Annotated in this window: 20 protein-coding genes; 8 read left to right on the top strand and 12 right to left on the bottom strand. The window is 66.0% G+C overall.

Annotated elements, in window-relative coordinates:
• Positions 1–218 precede the first annotated feature (218 nt).
• From ACS5NL_RS14695 to ACS5NL_RS14670, 6 genes are all read right to left on the bottom strand, one after another.
• On the bottom strand, positions 219–884 hold the full coding sequence (locus ACS5NL_RS14695) for a hypothetical protein (protein ID WP_439354632.1): 666 nt from the start codon (positions 882–884) through the stop codon (positions 219–221).
• A 152-nt stretch (positions 885–1036) separates the two neighbouring features.
• The gene (locus tag ACS5NL_RS14690) at positions 1037–2095 is read right to left on the bottom strand and encodes a helix-turn-helix transcriptional regulator (protein ID WP_439354630.1); all 1059 of its coding nucleotides are present in this window, start codon (positions 2093–2095) and stop codon (positions 1037–1039) included.
• On the bottom strand, positions 2092–4095 hold the full coding sequence (locus ACS5NL_RS14685; RefSeq protein WP_439354628.1) for a S8/S53 family peptidase: 2004 nt from the start codon (positions 4093–4095) through the stop codon (positions 2092–2094). The genes ACS5NL_RS14690 and ACS5NL_RS14685 overlap by 4 nt, the downstream gene beginning before the upstream one ends.
• Positions 4092–5258 carry a phosphatase PAP2 family protein gene (locus tag ACS5NL_RS14680; RefSeq protein ID WP_439354626.1) on the bottom strand — a complete coding sequence of 389 codons (1167 nt, stop codon included), beginning with the start codon at positions 5256–5258 and terminating at the stop codon, positions 4092–4094. Before ACS5NL_RS14680 ends, ACS5NL_RS14685 begins: the two co-directional genes overlap by 4 nt.
• A gap of 60 nt (positions 5259–5318) precedes the next feature.
• On the bottom strand, positions 5319–7085 hold the full coding sequence (locus ACS5NL_RS14675) for an adenylate/guanylate cyclase domain-containing protein (RefSeq protein ID WP_439354624.1): 1767 nt from the start codon (positions 7083–7085) through the stop codon (positions 5319–5321).
• Positions 7086–7276: 191 nt separating this feature from the next.
• On the bottom strand, positions 7277–7915 hold the full coding sequence (locus ACS5NL_RS14670) for an MBL fold metallo-hydrolase (protein ID WP_439354622.1): 639 nt from the start codon (positions 7913–7915) through the stop codon (positions 7277–7279).
• 160 nt (positions 7916–8075) lie between these two features.
• Here ACS5NL_RS14670 and ACS5NL_RS14665 point away from each other — a divergent pair, with 160 nt between their 5' ends.
• Entirely contained in the window at positions 8076–9659 is a 1584-nt protein-coding gene (locus tag ACS5NL_RS14665; protein ID WP_439354620.1) for a methyl-accepting chemotaxis protein, read from the top strand.
• Here the strand turns inward: ACS5NL_RS14665 and ACS5NL_RS14660 are convergent.
• Complete coding sequence (locus tag ACS5NL_RS14660) at positions 9649–10452, bottom strand: exodeoxyribonuclease III (RefSeq protein ID WP_439354618.1); 804 nt, start codon at positions 10450–10452, stop codon at positions 9649–9651. The genes ACS5NL_RS14665 and ACS5NL_RS14660 overlap by 11 nt on opposite strands.
• Between ACS5NL_RS14660 and pyrE the strand changes: the two genes are divergently transcribed.
• Together pyrE and ACS5NL_RS14650 are read left to right on the top strand one after the other, a co-directional pair.
• On the top strand, positions 10451–11167 hold the full coding sequence (gene pyrE, locus ACS5NL_RS14655) for an orotate phosphoribosyltransferase (protein ID WP_439354616.1): 717 nt from the start codon (positions 10451–10453) through the stop codon (positions 11165–11167). The two genes, ACS5NL_RS14660 and pyrE, sit on opposite strands and share 2 nt — an antisense overlap.
• 9 nt (positions 11168–11176) lie before the next feature.
• A complete protein-coding gene (locus tag ACS5NL_RS14650) occupies positions 11177–11851 on the top strand; it encodes a DUF4124 domain-containing protein (RefSeq protein ID WP_439354614.1) in 675 nt (224 codons plus the stop codon).
• Positions 11852–11908: 57 nt separating this feature from the next.
• On the opposite strand, the gene gatB is transcribed toward ACS5NL_RS14650, so the two are convergent.
• Genes gatB through gatC form a run of 3 tightly spaced genes read right to left on the bottom strand, consistent with a single transcriptional unit; the run spans position 11909 to position 15167 of the window.
• Complete coding sequence (gatB, locus tag ACS5NL_RS14645) at positions 11909–13372, bottom strand: Asp-tRNA(Asn)/Glu-tRNA(Gln) amidotransferase subunit GatB (protein ID WP_439354612.1); 1464 nt, start codon at positions 13370–13372, stop codon at positions 11909–11911.
• A 2-nt stretch (positions 13373–13374) separates the two neighbouring features.
• Positions 13375–14871 (bottom strand): Asp-tRNA(Asn)/Glu-tRNA(Gln) amidotransferase subunit GatA, encoded by a 1497-nt coding sequence (gene gatA / locus ACS5NL_RS14640; protein WP_439354610.1) that lies wholly within the window; start codon positions 14869–14871, stop codon positions 13375–13377.
• Positions 14868–15167, bottom strand: coding sequence for an Asp-tRNA(Asn)/Glu-tRNA(Gln) amidotransferase subunit GatC (gene gatC / locus ACS5NL_RS14635; RefSeq protein ID WP_439354608.1), 300 nt, complete (start codon positions 15165–15167; stop codon positions 14868–14870). Before gatC ends, gatA begins: the two co-directional genes overlap by 4 nt.
• A 263-nt stretch (positions 15168–15430) precedes the next feature.
• Here gatC and ACS5NL_RS14630 point away from each other — a divergent pair, with 263 nt between their 5' ends.
• The 4 genes from ACS5NL_RS14630 to mrdA all read left to right on the top strand — a co-directional run bounded on the left by ACS5NL_RS14630 (position 15431) and on the right by mrdA (position 20204).
• Positions 15431–16474, top strand: a complete 1044-nt coding sequence (locus ACS5NL_RS14630) for a rod shape-determining protein (RefSeq protein WP_066256228.1) — start codon at positions 15431–15433, stop codon at positions 16472–16474.
• A gap of 45 nt (positions 16475–16519) precedes the next feature.
• Positions 16520–17482, top strand: a complete 963-nt coding sequence (gene mreC / locus ACS5NL_RS14625) for a rod shape-determining protein MreC (protein ID WP_439354606.1) — start codon at positions 16520–16522, stop codon at positions 17480–17482.
• Positions 17479–18009 carry a rod shape-determining protein MreD gene (gene mreD, locus ACS5NL_RS14620; protein ID WP_439354604.1) on the top strand — a complete coding sequence of 177 codons (531 nt, stop codon included), beginning with the start codon at positions 17479–17481 and terminating at the stop codon, positions 18007–18009. Before mreC ends, mreD begins: the two co-directional genes overlap by 4 nt.
• A 209-nt stretch (positions 18010–18218) precedes the next feature.
• Entirely contained in the window at positions 18219–20204 is a 1986-nt protein-coding gene (mrdA, locus tag ACS5NL_RS14615) for a penicillin-binding protein 2 (protein WP_439354602.1), read from the top strand.
• A 9-nt stretch (positions 20205–20213) separates the two neighbouring features.
• On the opposite strand, the gene ACS5NL_RS14610 is transcribed toward mrdA, so the two are convergent.
• Positions 20214–20972, bottom strand: a complete 759-nt coding sequence (locus ACS5NL_RS14610) for a sulfite exporter TauE/SafE family protein (protein ID WP_439354600.1) — start codon at positions 20970–20972, stop codon at positions 20214–20216.
• Positions 20973–21011: 39 nt separating this feature from the next.
• Between ACS5NL_RS14610 and ACS5NL_RS14605 the strand changes: the two genes are divergently transcribed.
• Positions 21012–21848 carry an amidohydrolase family protein gene (locus ACS5NL_RS14605; protein WP_439354598.1) on the top strand — a complete coding sequence of 279 codons (837 nt, stop codon included), beginning with the start codon at positions 21012–21014 and terminating at the stop codon, positions 21846–21848.
• A 45-nt stretch (positions 21849–21893) separates the two neighbouring features.
• Here the strand turns inward: ACS5NL_RS14605 and ACS5NL_RS14600 are convergent, their stop codons facing one another.
• Positions 21894–23237, bottom strand: a complete 1344-nt coding sequence (locus ACS5NL_RS14600; RefSeq protein WP_439354597.1) for a sensor histidine kinase — start codon at positions 23235–23237, stop codon at positions 21894–21896.
• Between the last annotated feature and the right edge of the window lie 85 nt (positions 23238–23322).

The following is a 23322-nucleotide window of genomic DNA, read 5'->3' as shown; positions in this document are numbered from 1 at the left end:
GTCTCGTTCAGGTCTTGCGCCTGCGATGGGGCAGGCATCGCGCACACCGCAGCACCCACAGCCAATCCCAAGGCCATCAAGGGGCTACCCCCCCGATGGCTCGTCTTCGATCTTGATCCCAAGTTCATGACTTTTCCTCCTCTAGAAAACCAATCTGATCTCGACCTATACGGTGCGGCACACACACCACATGCAGCAGAGATCGAAATTTCACCAAGCTAGTCTGTACAACCCGCCCTCAACCCACGACCCGAGAGGTATTCAACTTCGAACGGTCGAGCGGGAAGTGCACAAGCAAACCAGTAAATCCTTCCTGAAGGAACGGAGATCGAATCCCCAGGAGCCAACTGCGTACCCGCCAAGTTGCGATTGCTGCATGCGTTGGCTCCGTCGCTGTCTGCACACCAGTTCATCGCCACACGCTGGTTGCAGGTGTTGCGCAACTGAAGTTCGGAGAGACTCACACAATGGTTTGCCGCCAAATCGGGCCTGTCCCGCACAGCGGCGCGCGCTGTTGCGCTGCTGGCTGCCGAACGGGTAGAACCACCCTGCAGTTGGTTGAGCGCCGCCAACGAGCCACAGAGCCCCATCCGGGAGCCAATCTGGATCAGCAAGGTCCAGTCTTTGGGGTTGGCCAGGACCTTCCGGGCTTCCTGGATGTTGTCCTGCAACCCCGCGACGGTCGGCGGCGATCCGGCACCTTCTTCAAAGTTGATCTGGACTTTCCGGGACGTGAGCTTTCCGCCCAAGCCTTCAGACGCCGATTGCGCGTCGTAGGCACGCGCGTCAGCCGCACAGCCTGCCCAGGCGGCAGGCCAGTTGACGGATTGGGCGTGGGCCACGCCCACCATCAACCCCGCAAAGACCAACAACAAGCGCTTCATGATTCACCTCGATACGTTGAACGAGGTCTGCCGCAAACGGCGCGCAAACCTCAGACTTGGAAGGCCTTCAGGTTCTCAGCTATCGAGGGGGATTTCCTCACCTGTTCAGGTGGGAGGTGAGAGCGAAATCGCGTTGCGCTCACCAGGCGCGGTCAGCGCTTGCAGGCTTGGATCAGGCGCTGTGCCACATCACGTCGGTCCGCAACGCCGATGCGATGAAAGACCGCTTTGACGTGGGAATCGGCGGTGTTCCCGGATACGCAGAGTTCGCGTGCGATCTGCTGGTTGGTCATGCCGCGGGCGAGCATGACCGCCACGTCGCTCTGCCGCGGCGACAAGCCCAGATTGGCGGCGCCTTCGGTGAGGCGAAGCGGCTCTGCCGAGAGCCTGGACACGATGAGTCCTCGGGCTCTGAGCCCTTCTGTGCTCCGCAGCTGGTGCCGTCGAAACGCAAAACTTCCCCAGGCGGTGTCGGTGCGGTGAAGCGCTTGTGGCGATGCATCGATGGCCTCCAGCACAGCAGCGATAAAACGTGGCAACGATCGGGCCTCGTGTTGCGCGGTCGCCGGCGTGATCGGGTTGCCTTCCGCCAGGCGAATCAGGCGCCCCCACGCTTCGTCCGCAAACACCACCTGTCCGTCAGCATCAAACACGGCCAAGCCCTCTTCGACCGTTTGATCAAGGGCACCCTTCGCCGGAGGAGGGCTGGGCACACCCAGCGCCTCACCGAGGTAATGCAACACCTCCTGGAGTTGTTCTTCGTCACGGACAGAGAACGCCGGGCCCTGCGCACCACGGTACAGACTGAGCTGCCCGATGACCCGCGATCCAGAGCGAACGATGGCGTACAGGAAATGTTCAGCGCCCAGAGGCTGGAGCACGTCACGGTAATAGTCTTGTTCCCGCTCTTCCGGCGTGACGCTGCGACGACTGACGGGGCGTACTGCCTGCACGCGCGACAGGTAGTGGCGACGGAAGTGGACGTCGTTGTGTTGATCGTGGTACTTCGCCTGTACCTCGGGCGCCAGCAGGCGCTCGGCATACAGGTTGTCAATGCTGCCGCGCTCATCGCAGAAAAAGAAGCCCGCGTGATCGGCATTCACCACCTGCCGCAACGCCGGCAGCAGCGACGGCAACACCACCGGGCCGGGCAGCCCCAAGCGGCAGAGCCGGCGCAGCGTGACGCGGGCAGAGGTGGAGGTGGAGGTCACTGGACGATTTCCCCTGGGGCCAGCGGGGGCTTCGGATCGCCCCCGTTTGCCAAGGTGCGAACGACCTGCGCCACGCTGACGCTGGTCCCGCCCAGGCGGACCACGGCCCCGCTGCGGCTTGCCGCACCGCGCACGCCCCAGAGCTCCACCCGTTCGTCGCCCGGTGCCATGCAATCGGGGCTTTGCTTCACTTCAGGCCGTCTCGGGCGATCGCTGGTGTCATGCAGGCGCGGACTGTAGGGCGCCGGCCATTCCTGGCCGCCCGCCAGCGCCACGCAGGCGCCGACGCTGAACACCTGGCGGTGGCTGCTGTACTTGCTGCTGTTGCTGCCGGTGGCCAGGCTGCTGAATGCGCCCGTGCGCCGGATGACGCTGCGGTTGTCCGAATAGCTGGTCGGCGGTTTGAACTTGGAAGGCACGTCGACGCCTTCCTGATCGTTGTAGAGCTCATCTTCAAAGTGCGACTGCCTCGCGCCTGTGAACAGCCCCAAGGCCACATCGTTGCGCTCGATATAGGCGTCGACCTTCAAGGGCTGGCCGCCCACATTCTCGATCCGCACCGTCCAAAGCCCGGCTGCCGCCAAGATGGCGCCACCGTTCCCGGCCGTCGGGTTCAGCGCGAGCAAGGCCACGGTGCCCCGACCGAGATAAGCGCGGTTGACCAAGACCAGCGTGGCTCCGCCGGAGCCCATGGCGAAGGGCTGTCTTTCGGACACGCTCAAGCTTGCTTGCGTCGAATCGGGCGACTCCAGGGAAATTTCCACCGAGCCCATCTGGTCGGGCTCGAACCACAACTCCAGAAAATGGGGGGTGTAACTCTCCGGGGGAACCCGCCACGGCAGGGCCCGAACGCCGCCCGCGTCAATCTGGGCGTTGGCGTGGCCGCGCGACTGGTAATGGTTGCCCGCTGAAAGCACGATCTGCAGCTGACCGGGGGCACGCAAGTCGCACCAAGCCAGCATCGCCTGCTCAAGAATCGACGACCCATCGTGGGGTCCGGCGTGGGCGCCCCAACTCGTGTTGACAATCAGGCGGGACTTCTCAGGACAGCGCGCCAACAGATACATCAAGGCATCGAGAATGTTCGCGTCGGCACTGCGTCCCGACGTGTCCAACACGTTGGCCCACGCGAGTTGAACCGCCATCAGATCGCAAGTCGAGGCCACCTCCTCCTTCGCTTCCCAATTGATGGATTGATCGTTCCCGCAAAACTGCTCGGGATAGCGAAAGGGGCCTGCAGCGAGGCTGAAAACATGGGTGCCGTGATGCGCCAGGCGGTCCAGCTCCCAAAGCCCCAAATCCTGGTACAGCGCCGACTCATCGAGCGATCCGCGAAGCCGGTGCGCTGCCAGCGCCTTGTTCAACGCGAAGCGATCCAACTCGGCGCCATAGCCCATCATGCCCGGTTGCCAAGGATCGGTGCTGTGCAATGGGTCGCTCGTTCGTCGCGCATCATTCAAATACCGGCTGCCCGAATAGTCGTCTTGCCGCCAGAAATGGCGAATTCGACTCTCACCGTTCGCATCGAGGAACGCGCGGTGGCCCAGGGCCAATCCACCGTCAATCAAAGCTAAAATCGTCTTTCCATCGCCGTCGGCAGGGCTGTCGGTCGGGTCGCCTGTTGCTTTCAGAGGGTCCACAGGATACTCAACGGGCAAACACAGTCGATAAGCCAACACAAGGTCTTTGAGCGAGCCGGAAGCCACCGCGGCAAAGAATTCCTTGCCGACACGCGCGGTACAAAATGCGAACCGCTTCGCTGCAATATCCGCACGGCGATAGATCGGAGAAACCTGCAACCACTCGTCGCCGGAATTTTTGATCAACGCCTCTATCGGTGCATCGCGGCCGCTAACTTTCAAATGGATGAGCACCATCCACCGGCGAACCTCCGAGGACCGCAGCCGAAAATGTTGGTACTGGGTCAATTCCGCCCAAGCCAGATAGGGGTCGGCCGCTTCGTAGGAATTCCCATTTTCCCAATCGATGACGGTGTTCATTGCCATTCCTTGATCGCTTCGTTCCAAATGTGCTCCAAGACCTCACAGGGTTCTTCAAACCTAATGTCAACGGCGGTGTTGTCGTTATATTCTTTTCTGGGTTGAATGGAGAGATTCGAATGAAAATCTTGGGTCATGTAGTCCGCGCTATCGAAATAGCGCCACTGCTGGATGGATTGGCCTTGGCAGCGAGCCACCAGGTACTCGGCCAGCGTGGTTCCGGCCACCCGCCCGGCCAAGGTGTCAATGGGGAAATGCAGGCCGGCGATCACGCGGTTGGTGGCAATCCGGGCTGCCAGTCGGTTGAGTTGTTCTCCCAAGTGCTGCTCTGACGCGTCACTCAGGCGCCGCTTTTCTGAAGAGCTTGGCTCTTTAATAAAGGCCCCGGTAATGACAGCCCTCAATAGCGCGGCCGACATGAAGGCCTCGCTGGCGTGTCCTCCGGGCCAGGAGCCATGAGCGGGAACATCAATCATGGGTTGAATCTGAAAGGAGAACTGCGAGGGACGCGGAACTGCGCAAAAGTGCTTTAGTCGGCGAACGAGGTGCAGCACCAATTCCTGACCAATGTTGAGCAGCAAGAGGGTGTTGGCGTGTTGTCGGGGTCGCATGCCGAGCAATCCGGTCCATGCGTGGAGGGGCCATCCTATTTGCGAGGCAATTTCGGCGGTTCTCTCCCCCCTCAGATCGGCATAGGCCATCACCAACCTCAATTGAAACTCTCTTTTTAATTGAGATTCCTGTTTGTCGTCAGTCCATTGCGGCGGCTTTAGCTGCACCAAAGGCTTTTTCGTTCCGTCGGACGCAATGACCTCGATCGCCACCTCCTCTGACGTCTCTTTCGAGCAAACCAGTCGCTCCAAGGCTTCACCCAGACCCAGCGATACCAATTGATCGGTATCCCAGGCCGACAAACGCCGGTCAGGCTGCGCGCCTCCCGAATGCCCCAGGGGCGACAACAAGGTAGTGTTTGAAGTGATGTCCTCGCCTATTTTCACTTCTTCACGCAATGGATCGGCGTAGTAGGGCCCGACAATACAAGCACGGGTCGTCACATTGGCGTCCAACAGCGACAACCCAGCTACTCCGTGCCCACCGCTGTGTCCCCCGCTGTGGCCCCCACTCAACGTGCGATAGTTGAACAAATTGAATTCGTAAGACATCGTGACTCCTCATTGAGAATGGCAGATGGACAGAAAATGGATTGCCCTGCGAGAGCGGATTTACGAAACCCCGAGTTGCGCGAGCGCATAGGCCACTCGGTTTCGGATCGGATTGGCGGCACCGCCGGCCAGATAGCCTTTGATGGTCAGTTCGGGTTGCAATTTCAATAGCTCGCTTAAGGCAGCTCGCGCCTGCGCCTCCTGACCCGCTTCAAAATAGGCGGCCACCAAGGCGCGCAAGGCAGGCAGATGAACCCGATTGCGAGCGATTGACGCGCCATACGCGTCAATCGCTCGCTCGATTTCGCCAGCGGCCATGTAGGCGCTGCCCAGCATCATTTCCTGATGCGCCCGCAGCGGGTCCAGTGGCGAGAGTTGCAGCGACATTTGGGCGCAGTCAATCGCGGCCTGGGCCTCGCCCCACATGTGGTGCCACGCGCTGAGATACAGCCAGGCGGAGGCCTCATTGGGGTTGCAGCGGGTGGCATGTTGCAGCACCTGCAGCGCCCGCTCGGGGGCCCGGCCCTCGTGACACAGCGCATGGCCTTGGATCGCCAGGGCGATGGCGTGGTCGGGATCCGTGTCCAAGGCCCGACTGGCGCAGTCGATGGCTTGTCGGTAGGCCTGACCGGGGTCTTGCGCAACGCCCTGCACCGAGGCCAGCACATGCCACTTGGCCAGCCAGGCTTTGGGCTCCGCTGCGCGGCGATGGCGGTCGATGACCGCCTGCAGCATCGCTTCGCTGCGCGCCAGTTCAATGCCGCTGGCCCGGTGCATCAGCGCCACCGCACCAGCCATCAAGGCGTGGCTGTCCAACTGAGGCAAGGGGCGGTGCTGTGTCTGCCGGATGTAGGCCTCGTTCAAGGCGTGAACGCAGGCCTCCAGGATCTGCAGCACCGGTTGGGCTCGCACTTGTATCCAGTCGTCCAGCGGTGCCATCACCTGATCGGCCCAGATCACTTCGTCGGAGTGGGTGTCTATCAGTTGGGGGTTGACCACCAGCCGACCGCCCAGTTGCTGCATGGAACCGGTCAAGGCGTAGCGCACCCCCAGGTGCAAGGCGTTGGTGCCAGCGTGTTCGGCACCTTCCCGGAGCCGCGTGGCCGACAGCGGTGAGGTGACCCGCAGGTTCGGCTGCTTGGTCAATGCGCCGACCAGCGCTCCGTTGAGAAAATCGCCCAGCCCAGGGGTCAGCGAGGCGGCCCCGGCAAAACGCAACACAGCAATTGATTGCCGGGCATCGGGGGCGCTGCTGTCGGCGGGCGGTCGGTGTGGCGCCTGCGCCTGCGGCGGGGAAATCCGCCACAGGCGTACCGGCGTATCCCAGTGCTTGAGGAAACAAAAACCCAAATCGTCGATGCGCGCGTCCACATCATCGGTAAGCACATCCCGCACCGCGTTGGTCACCACGGTCTCTCCGGCATTGGCCACTTGCAACAGCCGCGCCGCGAGGTTGAGCGCGTTGCCGTAGAGGTTGTTCGTATCAGACAGCAGGCGGCCGCCATGAATCCCGACCCGCAGGCAAATGGCCTTGCCCGGTTCGGCGCCGCGTGCGAGGTCGCACGCCAACTCGTGCATGCGCAGGCCGCTGCGCACCGCGTCTTGGGCGCGCTCGAAGCGCAGGAGAAGTCCGTCCCCTTGCCGTTCAACGAGCGTGCCACCCAAGGGCTCGACGGCCTGTTCTAGCAGCCGGGAGATCAGGGCGCGCAGCAACGCGATGGCCTGTCGCTCGTCTTGCTGCAACAGCCGAACCGACTCGACCACGTCGACAAAGACGACAACGGTATCGAGTTCGAGAAGCGGCGATGAATCCCCTGCGTGTTCCATTCGCGTGACTCCAGCCAAGTCCAAAGCCGAAACACACGATAAGAGAAAACGCCTATACGTAACAGAGTGTTTGCCTGACGCTAGCGAACTTTGTAGGGATTTCGCATCAAAGAGCATCCAGAGCACTCTGCCCGGGATGCCCCATCTCGGATATCACCTATTCGGGTGGGATTTCGCGTTTATCCACCTGATCACCGCTCCCCCACATACGGATTGAACCGCCGCTCCTCGCCGAACGTGCTCTCCGGCCCATGGCCCGGGATGAACACCGTCTCGTCCCCCATCGGCCACAGCCGTTCCTTGATGCTGGCGACCAGCTGGGCGTGGTTGCCCTGCGGGAAATCCGTGCGGCCGATGCTGCCGGCAAACAGCACATCGCCCACGAACGCGCGCTGCGCCTCTGGCGAGTGAAACACCACGTGGCCGGGCGTGTGGCCCGGGCAGTGGCGCACGTTCAGCGCGCAGTTCCCGATCTGCACCGTGTCGCCGTCGGCCAGCCAGCGGGTCGGCGTGAAGTGGCCGGCGGGCGGGAAGCCGAACATCTGGCTCTGCTGCGGCAGGCCGTCGATCCAGAACTGGTCGCCCGGGTGCGGGCCAATGATGGGCAGCGCCAGTTTTTCGGCCAGGGCCGCGGTGCCTCCGGCGTGGTCGATGTGCGCGTGGGTGAGCCAGATCGCCTTGAGCGTGACGCCCAGCCGCTGCGCCTCGGACTCGATGCGGTCGAGGTCGCCGCCCGGGTCGATCACGGCGGCGTCCTGGGTTTCGCCGCACCAGACGATCGAGCAGTTCTGGGCGAAGGCGGTGACGGGAATGGTCTGGTAGTGCAGCATGGCTTGACGACGGGAAACGGACGGAAAAGCGATCGGAGATGTGGTCCGATCCATTATCGAGCGCCGGCCCCGGGCGCGCAGAAGTATCAATTTGAGACGCCGACAGCTCAAGTTCGGTGCGGGCGGGTCGAAGAACGGTGGACTCGAAAGAGAGGGCCACATGCTCAAGAACCTCAGCCTCAAAACCCAGCTCGGGGTCGGCTTCGCCACCGTGGTGGCGCTGTTTCTCGCCACCATGGTGCTGGTCGCCCAGCTGGTGGCCCGCCTGGAACACGGGGTGCGCGACTTCAGTGTGACGGAGTTGCCGCTGGTGCTGGCGGTGGAGCGCATGAACCTGTCACGCTCGGAGGTACAGCAGTTCCTGACTGACGTCGCCGCCACCCACGATCCGGCCGCCTACGCGGAAGCCGAAGAGGCCTTGAAAAACTACCAGTCGGCGAGCAAGGAAGTGCGCACGATCCTGACCGCCGCTGGCGACCAGAAGGACATCGCGGCCCTGGACGCGATGGACCACGCCTTTGTCACCTTCTACGACAGCGGAAAGACCATGGCCGAGGCCTACATCCGCGACGGGCTGGACGCCGGTAACCGCCTGATGAAGGGCAGCCAGGGCCAGCCCGGGTTTGACCAGGCCAGCGAAGCGATTTCCACCCGGATCGGGGCGCTGCGGGAAACCCTGCTGGCGAGCGCCCGCCAGTCGGTCGTGCAGGATCTCGGGCAGGTCGTGGGCATCGAGCGCGTGATGCTGGTCGGCGGCGCGCTGGCGACCCTGGTCGCCACCGGCTTTGCGGTCTGGATCGTGCTGACCGTCTATGCGCAGATCGGGGGTGAGCCACGCTTTGCGGTCAAGCTGATGCAGCGCATCGGTGCCGGCAACCTGGGCTCCCACATCCGCCTCAAACCCGGAGACACCGCCAGCCTGATGGCCAGCGCCAGCGCCATGCAGACCAGCCTGCGCACCGTGGTGAGCGAGGTGCGCGAACACGCCCATTCGGTCGAAGGCACCTGCTCAGAGATCGAATCGGGCGGCAACGACCTGGCCCACCGCACGTCGGCGCAATCCGATGCGCTGGCCCACACTTCGGCCGCCGCCGAAGAGCTGACTGCGTCGGCCAACCACAACGTCGAAGGCGCCCGCGGCGCCACCGAGCAGGCACGGCTGGCCAGCGACAGCGCGCGCAAGAGCGGTGAACTCGTGGGCCGCTTCGTCGACACCATGCACGAGATCCAGCACTCGTCGCGCCAGATCGCCGACATCATCGGCGTGATCGACGGCATTGCCTTCCAGACCAACATCCTGGCCCTCAACGCCGCGGTCGAGGCCGCCCGGGCGGGTGAACAGGGGCGCGGCTTCGCCGTCGTGGCATCCGAGGTGCGCAGCCTGGCGCAGCGCAGCGCCGAGGCCGCCAAGGACATCCGCGGACTGATCTCGGGCAGCGTGGACCGGGTCGATCAGGGCTCGGCCCTGGTCGAGCAGGCGCGCAGTGCGATGGACGAGGTGGTGACCGACACGCTGCGGGTGATGGAAGCCATGTCCGATGTCGCGTCCACCAGCTCCGAGCAGGGCCGAGCCATCTCCGAAGTGGCCCGCTCGATCCAGGAAATGGATCAGGTGACGCAGCAGAACGCCGCCCTGGTGCAGGAAAGCGCTGCGGCGACCGCCAGCCTGCGCCAGCAGGCGCTGGCCCTGACCGGAGCCGTGGCCCGGTTCGACCTGGGCGAAGGCGCCGCGCTCAGAGCTTGAAGTCGTACTCGATCGTGATCGGGGCGTGGTCGCTGAACTTCTCGCCCTTGTAGATCGCTTCGGACCGGGCGGTTTCGGCAAACGCCGGTGTCGCCAGGTGGTAGTCCAGCCGCCACCCCACGTTGTTCGCGTAGGCCTGCCCCCGGTTGCTCCACCACGTGTAGCAGGTCTCGGTCGTGTCCGGCTGCAGCCGGCGGTAGACGTCGACCAGGCCGCCCTCATTCAGCAGCTTCGTCATCCAGGCACGCTCCTCGGGCAGGAAGCCGCTGTTCTTCTGGTTGCTGCGCCAGTTCTTCAGGTCGGCGTTCTGGTGCGCGATGTTGACGTCGCTGCAGATCACGAAGTCGCGTGTTTTCTTCAGCGCCATCAGGTGCGGGTACATCAGGTCCAGGAAGCGGTACTTGGCTTCCTGCCGCTCCGGGCCGGACGAGCCGCTGGGGAAATACACGCTGATGACCGAGAACTTGCGCTTGGGGGTGTCAAAGCGCAGCTCGGCCCAGCGGCCCTCGGCGTCGAACTCGCCGCCATCGAAGCCGATCACCACGTCGCTGGGCGCGTGCCGCGTGTAGACCGCGACGCCGGAATAGCCCTTCTTTTCCGCGAAATGGAAGTGGCCCTTGAGGCCTACCATTTCTTCGAAGCGGCCACTCACATCCGGGGCCTGGGCCTTGACTTCCTGCACGCAAATACAATCGGGCGAGTGCCCGGCGAGCCAGGATTCCAGCCCTTTGTTGCTGGCCGAACGGATGCCGTTGAGGTTGAGGCTGGTCAGTTTGAACAAGGAAGTCCCCATGTCGTTGGATACGGGCGCGGCAACCACCACACAACAAGGTGATTCGCTGGCGCAGGAATTTGTGCAGTTCTGTGTGGACTCGGGCGTGCTGCGCTTTGGCGAATTCAAGACCAAAGCGGGACGCCTGTCACCCTATTTCTTCAACGCCGGCCTGTTCGACGACGGAGCCAAGCTCGGTCGGCTCGCGCAATTCTATGCACAGGCCCTGATCCGCAGCGGCATCGAGTTCGACATGATCTTCGGCCCCGCCTACAAGGGCATTCCGCTGGGTGCGGCCGTGGCCATCGAACTGGCCCGCCTGGGACGCAACGTCCCCTTCGCCTACAACCGCAAGGAAGCCAAGGACCACGGCGAAGGTGGCACCCTGGTCGGCGCCCCCCTCCAGGGCCGGGTGCTGATCGTCGACGACGTGATGAGCGCAGGCACCGCCGCGCGCGAGTCCATCGCCCTGATCCAGGCGGCCGGCGCCACGGCGCACGCGGTCGTCATCGCGCTGGACCGGCAGGAGAAAGCCACCGAGAAGACCGCCGACGGCGGCGTTCGCGACGTGGACCACAGCGCCGTGCAATACGTGCAGCGCGAGCTGGGCCTGCAGGTCTGCGCCATTGCGAGACTGTCCGATTTGCTGCAGTATCTGTCGGGACACACAGGGGCCGAACTGAACCAGCACCGCGACCGCGTGCTGGCGTACCGCGAACGCTACGGCGTTGCCTGAGGAATTGCATTGACCCGTCTCCTGACCACCGCTGCTGCTTCCCGCGGCCTGCGCCTGACCGGCGCCGGGCTGCTGGCGCTGGTTCTGGGCGCTTCCGCCTGGGCACAGGACAACAAGAACACGGGCGGCATCTACAGCTGCGTCGACGGCAAGGGCCGGCGCCTGACCTCGGACCGCCCGATCGTCGACTGCCTCGACCGCGAGCAAAGGGAACTGGGCAACTCCGGCACGGTCAAGCGCGTGGTGCCGCCCAGCTACACCGCCGAAGAGAAGGCCAGGCTGGAGGCGCAACGCAAGGTCGAGGATGCCGAAAGAGCGCGCATCGCCGAAGAGAAGCGGCGCGACAAGGCGCTGCTGATCCGCTACCCGAACCAGACGGTGCACGACAAGGAGCGCGTCGATGCCCTCAGGCAGATCGACGATGTGATCGATGCGGTGAAGAAGCGTGTCGACACCTTGTCCAAACAGCGCCGCGACATCGATCTGGAACTGGAGTTCTATCAGAACGATGTGAGCAAGGCGCCGGCCTGGCTCAAGCGCAAGCTGGAAGACAACACCCAGCAGGTGCAGGTGCAGAGCCGTTTCCTGAGCGAGCAGTCGCTGGAAAAGCAGCGCATCAACGCCCGCTTCGACGAAGAGCTGGCCAAACTCAAGATGCTCTGGACCTACGGCATCAAGCCCTGAGTCCCCCACAAGCAAAAGGCCCGCTATGCGGGCCTTTTGTCTTTCTGCGGCGTGCGCTCAGCCCTGCAGCTTCTGCCGCAGCACGTCGTTGGCCTGCTGCGGGTTGGCCTTGCCCTTGCTGGCCTTCATGACCAGGCCGACCAACGCGTTGAAGGCCTTGTCCTTGCCGGCGCGGAACTGCTCGACCATCGGCGCGTTGGCGGCCATCACCTCGTCGATGATTTTCTCCAGCGCACCGCTGTCGTTCATCTGCTTGAGGCCCTTGGCTTCGATGACGGCGTCCACGTCCTGGCCTTCACCGGCCCACAGCGCGTCCATCACCTGCTTGGCGGCGTTGTTCGACACCGTGCCGTCGGCAATGCGCTTGAGCAGTGCGGCCAGCGTGTCGGCGCTGACAGGCACCTGGGCGATGTCCTTCTCTTCGTTGTTCAGGCGGCGCGAGACCTCGCCCATGATCCAGTTGCTGGCCATCTTGGCCTGGCCGGACGCCTTGGCGGCCGTCTCGAAATAGGCGGCCATCGCCGGGCTCTGGGTCAGCGTGGTGGCGTCGTACTCGGGCAGGCCGTAGGCCTGCACCAGGCGCTCGGCCATCTGGCGCGGCAGCTCGGGCATCGAGGCTTTCACCTCGTCCACCCACGAGCGCGCGATCACCAGCGGCGGCAGATCGGGATCCGGGAAGTAGCGGTAGTCGGCCGCGTCTTCCTTGGTGCGCATGGCGCGCGTCTCGCCGGTGTCGGGGTCGAACAGTACCGTGGCCTGCTGGATCTCGAAACCGTCCTCGATCTGCTCGATCTGCCAGCGGATCTCGTAGTCGATCGCCTGCTGCATGAACTTGAACGAGTTCAGGTTCTTGATCTCGCGGCGCGTGCCCAGCGGCGCGCCGGGCTTGCGCACCGAGACGTTGGCGTCGCAGCGGAACGAGCCTTCCTGCATGTTGCCGTCACACACACCGATCCAGGTCACGATCTTGTGCAGCTCTTTCGCGTAGGCCACGGCCTCGGCGCTGGAGCGCATGTCGGGCTCGGTCACGATCTCCAGCAGCGGCGTGCCGGCGCGGTTGAGGTCGATGCCGCTCTGGCCGATGAAGTCTTCGTGCAGGCTCTTGCCCGCGTCTTCTTCCAGGTGGGCGCGCACCAGGCGCACGGTCTTCTTTTCGTCACCGAGGAAGAAGCTCACCTCGCCGCCCTGCACCACCGGGATCTCGAACTGGCTGATCTGGTAGCCCTTGGGCAGGTCGGGGTAGAAGTAGTTCTTGCGCGCGAACACGCTCTGCTCGGCGATGTGCGAGCCCAGCGCGAGGCCGAGGCGGATCGCGTGTGCCACCGCTTCGCGGTTCATCACCGGCAGCGTGCCGGGCAGCGCCAAGTCCACCGCGCAGGCCTGCGTGTTCGGCTCGGCACCGAAGGCCGTCGGCGCGCGGCTGAAGATCTTGGATTGCGTGGCCAGCTGGGCGTGGGTCTCGAAGCCGATCACGACTTCGTAGCCTTGCACCAGCAGGGAAGCTTGTTTCTTTTCGCTCATGGTCAGAAGCCCTCCGGCGTCTTGGTGTGCCAGTCGGTCGCGCGCTGGAACGCATCGGCCGCTTGCAGCAGTTCGGCTTCCTGGAAGTAGTTGCCCAGCAGCTGCACGCCCACGGGCAAACCACCGGCGCCAAAGCCCGCCGGCACGCTCATGCCGGGCAGGCCGGCCAGCGAACCGGGCAGCGTGAAGATGTCGGCCAGGTAGTTGGCGACCGGGTCGTCGCTCATCTCGCCGATCTTCCACGCCGTGGTCGGTGCGGCCGGGCCGGCGATCACGTCGCACTGCGTGAAGGCCTGCTGGAAGTCCTGCGCGATCAGGCGGCGGATCTGCTGGGCCTTGAGGTAATACGCGTCGTAATAACCGTGGCTCAGCACGTAGGTGCCGATCATGATGCGGCGTTGCACCTCGGGGCCAAAGCCTTCGCTGCGCGACTTCCGGTACATGTCGTTCAGGTCGTCGAACTGGGCCGCGCGGTGGCCGAACTTCACGCCGTCGAAGCGGCTGAGGTTGGACGAGGCCTCGGCCGGCGCGATGATGTAGTAGACCGGGATGGACAGCTGCGTGCGCGGCAGCGAGATGTCGACCAGCGTGGCGCCGAGCTTCTCGTATTCGGCCAGCGCCGCGCGCACGGCGGCCAGCACATCGGGCGCGCAGCCCTCGCCGAAGAATTCCTTGGGCAGGCCGACGCGCAAGCCCTTGAGCGGCTGCGCGGCGGTCGCGCCTTCGCGCGGGGCACCGAGCAGGCGCGTGTAGTCCTCGGCCGGGTGGTCCAGGCTGGTGGAATCGCGGTCGATGTCGGGACCGGCCATCGCCGTCAGCAACGTGGCGCAGTCGGCGGCGCTGCGCGCCATGGGGCCGGCCTGGTCGAGGCTGGAGGCGAAGGCCACCATGCCGTAGCGCGAGCAGCGGCCGTAGGTCGGCTTGATGCCGGTGACGTTGCAGAAGCTCGCAGGCTGGCGGATCGAGCCGCCGGTGTCGGTGCCGGTGGTGGCGGGCGCCAGACGCGCGGCCACGGCCACGGCCGAGCCGCCCGAGGATCCGCCGGGCACGCGCTCGGCGTCCCAGGGGTTGCGGGCCACGCCGTAGGCCGAGTTCTCGTTGCTGCCGCCCATGGCGAACTCGTCGCAGTTGAGCTTGCCCAGCGTCACGGCGCCGGCTTTGGCCAGATTCGCGACCACGGTGGCGTCGAACGGGCTCTGGTAGCCCTCCAGCATCTTGCTGCCGGCGGTGCTCGGAAAGCCTTGTGTGACAAAGATGTCCTTGTGGGCCAGCGGCACGCCCAGCAGCGGGCCGCGCTCGCCAGCGGCCACGCGGGCATCCGCGGCTTTCGCCTGCGCCAGCGTGAGGTCTTCGTTGAAGGCCAGGTAGGCACCCAAGTTTTCATGCTGTTTGGCACGGGCCAGCAGAGCCTGCGCGGCTTCGACGCTGGACGTCTTCTTGTCGGCAATGGCGGCGGCCAGTTCGGCCACGCCCATTTCGTGAATCTGCTTGGAACTCATTCGATCACCTTGGGCACGAGGAACAGGCCGCGCTCGACGGCGGGCGCGCTTTGCTGGTTGGCCTCGCGGTTGTTGGGTTCGCTGGCCACGTCGGGCCGCAGGCGCAGGCTGACGTGATCGATCACGGCCGTCGGGTGGGCCAGCGGCTCGACGCCGGTGGTGTCCACCGCGTTCATCTGTTCGACGATGTCGAAAAAGCCGTTGAGCTGGGAGAGCATGCGCTCGGCCTGGGCCGGCGGCATTTCCAGCCGGGCCAGGTTGGCGATGCGGCCGATGTCGGTCAGGGTCAGGGACATGACGGGATGGACTCGGAGTAGGTCGAAAGAAACAGGCTCGCGGGAAAGACCGCGCGGTGGAAACCGCCTGTAAAGAGATGATTTCGGCCCCGTTGGGTGCAGTTATGCACAGGGGATACGGTATTATCCAAGGTTTGGCGACCCCGACCGCCTCTCGGGCCGTTTTTGTCGCTGAATCAAAGACTTATCCGGATTCCACCCCGAACAGCACACGGCGACGGCCACCCGAAGCGGCGGTCGTGCCCCACAGGATTTTTTGCACCATGTTTGAAGCGTTCCGTCGGAGTTTCTCGACCGACCTGGCCATTGACCTTGGCACCGCCAACACCCTGATCTACGTCCGCGGCAAGGGCATCGTCCTCGACGAACCCTCGGTGGTGTCGATCCGCCACGAAGGCGGTCCCCAGGGCAAGAAGACCATCCAGGCCGTCGGCCACGAAGCCAAGGCCATGCTGGGCAAGGTGCCCGGCAACATCGAGGCGATCCGCCCGATGAAAGACGGCGTGATCGCCGACTTCACCGTCACCGAGCAGATGCTCAAGCAGTTCATCAAGATGGTGCACCCGCGCTCGATGTTCAAGCCGAGCCCGCGCATCATCATCTGCGTGCCCTGCGGCTCGACCCAGGTCGAGCGCCGTGCCATCCGCGAGTCGGCCCTGGGCGCCGGCGCCTCCGAGGTCTACCTGATCGAAGAACCCATGGCCGCGGCCATCGGCGCCGGCCTGCCGGTGTCGGACGCATCCGGCTCCATGGTGGTGGACATCGGCGGCGGCACGACCGAAGTCGGCGTGATCTCGCTGGGCGGCATGGTCTACAAGGGCAGCGTGCGCGTCGGTGGCGACCGCTTCGACGACGCCATCATTGCCTACATCCGCCGCAACTACGGCATGCTGATCGGCGAACCCACCGCCGAAGCGATCAAGAAGAACATCGGCTCGGCCTTCCCCGGCTCCGAAGTCAAGGAAATGGAAGTCAAGGGCCGCAACCTCTCCGAGGGCGTGCCACGCAGCTTCACCATCTCCAGCAACGAAATCCTCGAAGCCCTGACCGACCCGCTCAACAGCATCGTCTCGGCCGTCAAGAGCGCGCTGGAGCAGACGCCGCCCGAGCTGGGCGCCGACATCGCCGAGCGCGGCATGATGCTGACCGGTGGCGGCGCGCTGCTGCGCGACCTGGACCGCCTGCTGGCCGAAGAAACCGGCCTGCCGGTGCTGGTGGCCGAAGAGCCGCTGACCTGCGTGGTGCGCGGCTGTGGCATGGCCCTGGAGCGCATGGAGCGCCTGGGCACCATCTTCACCAGCGAGTAATCCGGTGCCGGCGCCCTGGCGCCTGCCCGCACTGCCCGACCCGACATGCCACTGGGCACCCTGGACCGAACGCCCCCCCCGTTTTTCAAGCAGGGGCCGTCGGCGCTGTCCAAGCTGATGGTGTTCAGCGCGATCGCGCTGTTCCTGATGGTGGCCGACGCGCGTTTTCGCGTCACCACCCCGCTGCGTGCCGTGCTGGCCACCGCCCTGTATCCGGTGCAGTGGCTGGTGCTCCAGCCGATCGATGCCGCCAGCCACGCGGGCGAATACTTCACCAGCCTGCACACGGCCCAGCAGAGCGAAGCCCAGGCCCGCCAGCAGCTGGCGACCCAGGCCGAGCGGGCGCAGCAGGTCGAGCAGCTCACACTGGAGAACCAGCGCCTGCGCGAGCTGCTGGACATGCGCCCGCGCATCAATGCCAAGGCCACCGGCGCACAGGTGCTCTACGACGCGGCCGACCCGTATTCGCGCAAGGTGGTGATCGACCGCGGGCAGACGCACGGCATCCTGCCCGGCTCGCCGGTCATCGACGACCAGGGCGTGCTGGGCCAGGTCACGCGGGTCTACCCGCTGGTGTCCGAAGTGACGATGCTGATCGACCGCGACCAGGCGATCCCGGTACTGAACAGCCGCACCGGCGTGCGCAACGTGGTCTACGGACAGCCCGGCCCCGACGGTGACGGCCTGGAGCTGCGCTACACGCTGGCCAACGCCGACATCAACGAAGGCGATCTGCTGACCACCAGCGGCGTCGACGGTGTCTATCCGCCGGGCCTGCCGGTGGGCCGCATCACCAAGGTGGAACGGCGCGCCGAAACCTCGTTCACCCGCATCAGCTGCGTGCCGGTGGCGCGCATGCACGGCGCGCTGCATGTGCTGGTGCTCGACCCCGTCGGGCAAGGACTGCCCGCCGCGCCCGCGCCGCAGAACGCGGCCGACAAGAGCGCCGAGAAAGACCCCGACGCCGAGCCGTCCACCCCGGCGCACAAGCGCAGGAGGACGCCATGATCATGCGTCCGGGGCAGCAGCTGCTGCTGCCCGCCAACCCGGTCTTCATCTGGGGCAGCCTGCTGGCCGCGCTGCTGCTGAACATCCTCATGAACATGGGGCTGTGGGGCCGCGCCGCCTGGGTGCCCGACCTGCTCGCCGTCGCCCTGGTGTTCTGGAGCGTGCACCAGCCGCTGCGCATCGGGGTCGGCGTGGCCTTCGCGTTCGGCCTCCTGATCGACGTGCAGCAAGGCGCCTTGCTGGGCCAGCATGCGCTGGCCTACACGGTGCTGGGCTACGTCTCGGTCTTCATGCACCGCCGCCTGCTCTGGTTCGACGTGCCGACACAGGCGATCCAGGTGCTGCCGCTGTTCGCCGCGGCGCACCTGCTGGAACTGGTGGTGCGCCTGGTGGCCGGTGGCGGGTTCCCGGGCTGGGCCTACTTCCTGTCGCCGGTGATCGAAGGTGCGCTGTGGCCGGTGGCCAGCGTGCTGCTGCTGGCGCCGCAGCGCCGGGCGCCCGACCCCGACGACAACCGGCCGCTCTAGATGAAACACCCCCGCGCCGCCTTCGGCGTCACCCCCTCAAGGGGGCGATGCGTGTGGCCCGGCAGAGCCGGTTCCACCGCATCCTGGTGCCCAGACACTTCGCGCCAGCGGAGCGTGGAGACCAGGAATTCAGCGCCGGGCCGCCCCAAGCTGAATTCGCACCCCCTCGGGGGGCAGCGACCCGCGCAGCGGCGGAGCGTGGGGGCGCTATGACCGAACTGCGCAACGTCGAAGCCGACCTGGCGCACTTCCGCACCCGGGTCCTGGTGGCCGGGCTGGCGGTGCTGGTGGCGTTTTCGCTGCTGGCCGCGCGGCTGGTCTACCTGCAGGTCGTGCGCCACGAGGACTTCGACGCACAGGCCGAAAGCAACCGCACGGCGGTGCTGCCGGTGGTGCCCAACCGCGGGCAGATCCTGGACCGCTACGGGCGCGTGCTGGCCACCAACTTCTCGGCCTACACGCTGGAGATCACGCCTTCGAAGGTCGAGGACCTGGACCGCACGATCGAGGCGCTGGGCCAGCTGGTCGACATCCAGCCGCGCGACAAGCGGCGCTTTCGCAAGCTGCTGGAGGAGTCGCGCAACTTCGACTCGCTGCCGATCCGCACCCGCCTGACCGACGAAGAGGTCGCGCGCTTCACGGCGCAGCGTTACCGCTTCCCCGGCGTGGAGGTGCGCGCCCGGCTGATCCGCCACTACCCGCACGGCGAGGTCGGCAGCCACGTGGTGGGCTACATCGGCCGCATCAACCAGCGCGAGAAGGAAGACATCGAAGACTGGCCCGAGGAAGACCAGGCCAACTACCGCGGCACCGACTACATCGGCAAGCTCGGCGTCGAGCAGCACTACGAACGCGAGCTGCACGGCATCACCGGCTTCGACCGGGTCGAGACCTCGGCCGGTGGCCGCGCCGTGCGCTCGCTGGCCAACACGCCGGCCACGCCGGGCAACACGGTCGTGCTGGCGCTGGACATCAAGCTGCAGAAGCTGGTCGAGGAGATGTTCGGCGACCGCCGCGGCGCGCTGGTGGCGATCAACCCGAACAACGGCGAGCTGCTGGCCTTCGTGTCCAAGCCGACCTTCGACCCCAACCTGTTCGTCGAGGGCATCGATGCCGACAACTGGAAGGCGCTGAACGAGTCGATGGACAAGCCGCTGCTCAACCGCGCGCTGCGCGGCACCTACCCGCCCGGCTCGACCTACAAGCCGTTCATGGCGCTGGGCGCGCTGGAACTGGGCAAGCGCTCGCCGACCACCATCATCAACGACCCCGGCTATTTCATGTTCGGCGGCCACCGCTTCGGCAGCCCCGAGAACGAGCGCGGCGGTGCGATGGACATGCGGCGCGCCATCGTCGAGTCGAGCAACGTGTACTTCTACTCGCTGGCCAACGAGATGGGTGTCGACACGATCCACGACTTCATGGCGCCGCTGGGCTTCGGCCAGATCACCGGCATCGACCTGCGCGGCGAGCTGCGCGGCATCCTGCCCAGCCAGGCCTGGAAGCGCGAGACCTACAAGCGCCCCGAGCAGCAGCGCTGGTACGCGGGCGAAACGGTCTCGCTGGGCATCGGCCAGGGCTACAACAGCTTCACCATGCTGCAGCTGGCACACGCCATGGCCACGCTGGTCAACGGCGGCAAGTCCTACCCGCCGCACCTGGCGCTGGCCACCGAGGACGAGGTCACCCGCACACGCCATCCGGTGGCGGTGGCCCCGCCGGTCGATCTGGCCTTCAAGCCCGAGCACGTGGAACTCATCCGCCAGGCCATGTACGGGGTCACCACCGGTGGCACGGCCACGCGCGTGTTCGCGGGCGCGGGCTATCTCAGCGGCGGCAAGACCGGCACGGCGCAGGCCGTGAGCCTGGGCAAACACGAGCGCTACGACGCGCGCAAGATGGAAGAGCACCAGCGCGACCACTCGCTGTATGTGGCCTTCGCCCCGCTGGAAAAGCCGACCGTGGCGCTGGCCGTGGTGGTGGAGAACGCGGGCTTCGGTGCCGCCAGCGCCGCGCCGATCGCGCGCCGGGTGTTCGACTACCTGCTGCAGGACCAGTACCCCAATCCCGAAGACCTCGCCGCGGTGCAGAAGGGCCAGGCCGGCCGGCCGATCGGCACGCCGCTCAAGGCCAGCGAAATTCCCTGGCCCTCGGAGAACGAGAACGCCCCGGCGTCGCTGCGCGCGCCGGGCTGACGCCGCCGCTCAGCGCAGCCAGCTGTCGTAACCGGTCTTGAGGATCAGGGCCGTGACAACCACGATGAAGGCCACGCGCACGAAGCCGCTGCCATGCTTGAGCGCCAGCCGCGTGCCCAGCAGGCTGCCGACCACGTTGGCCGCCGCCAGTGGCAGCACGAAATGCCACCAGATGTGGCCCTTGCTGATGAACAGTGCCAGCGCCGCCAGGTTCGACGCCGTGTTCAGCAGCTTGGCGCTGGCGCTGGCGTGCAGGAAGTCGTAGCCCAGCCAGCGCACGAACAGGAACACGAAGAAGCTGCCGGTGCCCGGGCCGAAGAAGCCGTCGTAGAACCCGATCACCAGCCCCAGCGTGCTGGCCGCCCAGGCCTCGCCGCGCGCCGTGAACCGCGGCGTGTGGTGGCGACCCAGGTCCTTGCGCGCCAGCGTGTAGATCAGCAGGGCCAGCAGCACCAGCGGCAGGGCCTTGCGCAGGAAGCCGGGCGAGATCACGGTCACGGTCCAGGCGCCGGCCATCGAACCGGCGAACGCCAGCGCCGCCGCCGGCAGCAGGGCGTGCCAGGGCATGGTCACGCGCTGCGCGTACTGCGCCGTCGCCGCCGCCGTGCCCCAGATCGACGCGCTCTTGTTGACCCCGAACAGCGTCGCCGGGTGCGTGGTCGGGAACACCGCGAACAGCATGGGGGTCAGGATCAGGCCGCCGCCGCCCACGATGGAGTCGACAAAACCGGCGAACAGCGAAGCGAGCGAAACGATCAGCAATTCCATGCAGCGATTGTCGCCGGGCGCCTCGAAGACAATGCCCGCATGACCCAGATCCCCCGCACCAGCGAAGCCCGCATCGACTGCCATGTGCACGTGTTCGATCCGGCCCGTTTCCTCTACGCCGCCGACGCCTGGTACACGCCAGCCCCCGCCGAGACGGGCACGCCGGACCAGCTCGGGCATGTGCTCGACGCCCATGGCGTGCAGCACGCGCTGCTGGTCGGCCCCAACTCCGGCTACGGCCTGGACAACCGCTGCCTGCTCGACACCATCGCGCGCCAGCCCACGCGCTACCGCGGCATCGCGGTGGTGCGCAACGACGCCAGCCGCGACGAACTGCAGGCCTTGCAGGCGCAAGGCGTGGTCGGCGTGGCCTTCAACGTGGCCCTGCTCGGGGTCGACCACTACCGCGACACCGGACCACTGCTGGAGCGGTTGCGCGAACTGGACCTGTGGGCCCAGGTGCAGGTCGAGGGCGACCAGCTCTGCGAGCTGCAAGGGCTGCTGCGGGACAGCGGCGCGCGCCTGCTGTTCGACCACGGCGGCCGGCCCCGCCCGGCCGAGGGCACGCACCAGGCCGGGTTCGCCGCGCTGCTCGGCTTCGCGGCCACGGGTCGCGCGGCGGTGAAGCTCTCCGGCTGGGCCAAGGTATCGCAGCAGTCCTTCCCGCACGCCGACGTGATGCCTTATGCCCGCGCGCTGCTGGAGGCTTACACGCCGCAGGCCCTGGTGTGGGCTTCGGACTGGCCGTTTTTGCGCGCGCCAGCGCGCGTCGACTACGGTCCGCTGCTGGCCCTGCTGGCGCAACAGGTGCCCGACGAGGCCGCGCGCCGCGCCATCCTGTGGGACACGCCGCGGCGCCTGTTTGATTTCGGCTAAGGGGCAGCGGCCCGCGAAAGCGGCGGAGCGTGAGGGCCCCGTACTCTAGGCCGCGGGCAGCTCCAGCAGGAACTCGGCGCCGCCGCCGTCGGCGTTGCGCGCACTCAGGTGCCCGCCGTGCTGCTCGACGATGCCGTAGCTGATCGACAGGCCCAGGCCCGTGCCCTTGCCCACCGGCTTGGTGGTGAAGAAGGGGTCGAAGATGCGCAGCAGGTGTTCGGCCGGAATGCCCGGGCCGTTGTCGCGCACCGTGATGCGCACGGTGGAGCGCTCGCCGCCGCCGCACTCCATCTCGACCCGGACCATCGGTTCGGGTTCGCGCGCGAGCGCGTCGAAGGCGTTCTGCAGCAGGTTCATCATGACCTGCTGCAACTGCCCGGCGCTGCCCATCACCGAGCAGGTCTGCACCGGGTCCCAGCGCACCTGCACCGAGGTCGCGCGCCCTTTCTGCACCCAGTGGATCGCGCGCTCGATCACCTCCACCAGGTTCACCGGCTTGCGCTCGTCGGGGTCCATGGCCGAGAAACGCTTGAGGCCGTGCACGATGTCGGCGGTGCGCTGTGCGCCTTCGAGCGTGCCCTCGATCAGCGAGGGCAGATCGCCCATCAGGTGTTCGATGCGCAGCCGCTGGCGCAGCGCCTGCAGTTCCTCTTCGCTGGCCTGCGCGTGCAGCGCGGCCATGTACATCTGCAGCCGGTCGCAGTATTTGCGCAGCGCGTGCACGTTGCCCAGCACGAAGCTGATCGGGTTGTTGAGTTCGTGCGCCACGCCCGCGACCAGCTGGCCCAGCGAGGCCATCTTCTCGGAGTGCAGCAGCTGCTGCTGCGTGCGCTTGAGCGCTTCGTGGGCGGCGCGCATCTCGTGGTACGCGCGCTTGAGCTCGGCCGTCGGGCGCCCGACCCAGACCGTGCCGACGCGCTTGCCGTTGCTGCCCACGCGCGGCGTGCAGCTGGCGTCGACCGACACCGCCTGGCCCTGGCGGTCCAGCAGGTTGAGCTCGATGCCCTGGCCCGAGCGCGGCACGGCGTTACGGCCCATGGCCTCGCGCGCCGCCTGCACGCTGGCGGCATCGGCCAGCAGGTCCGACAGGCTGCTGCCGCGCAACAGCTCTTCGCTGCGTCCGACCAGTTCACACAGCGCGGCGTTGGCCTGCTCGATCAGGCCTCGCTCGTCGCACACCACCAGCACGTCCGACATCGAGGTCAGCACGCTGACGATGAACTGCTGCGACTGCTCCAGCTCGGCGTTCTTCTTCTCCAGCTCGACTTCGTCGTCGATCAGCCGCGTGTAGACCTCGTCCATCTTCTGGATCACGTCCAGCCAGGTGGACTCGTCCACACCCTCCATGGGCGCGGCGGTCAGCGGACTAGGTGCACGGTCTTTGGTCATAGCGAGGAAAAGGCTCCGGAGCGCGTGCACCCGGATTGAACGGGGGCACCGTGGAACCGGCTTCGCCGGGCCACAGGCGCCGTCC

Origin of the sequence: Hydrogenophaga sedimenti (assembly GCF_051857515.1) — a bacterium.
In the GTDB taxonomy this organism is placed as follows: Bacteria; Pseudomonadota; Gammaproteobacteria; order Burkholderiales; family Burkholderiaceae_C; genus Hydrogenophaga.
This window is presented reverse-complemented; position numbering and strand designations above follow the sequence as displayed.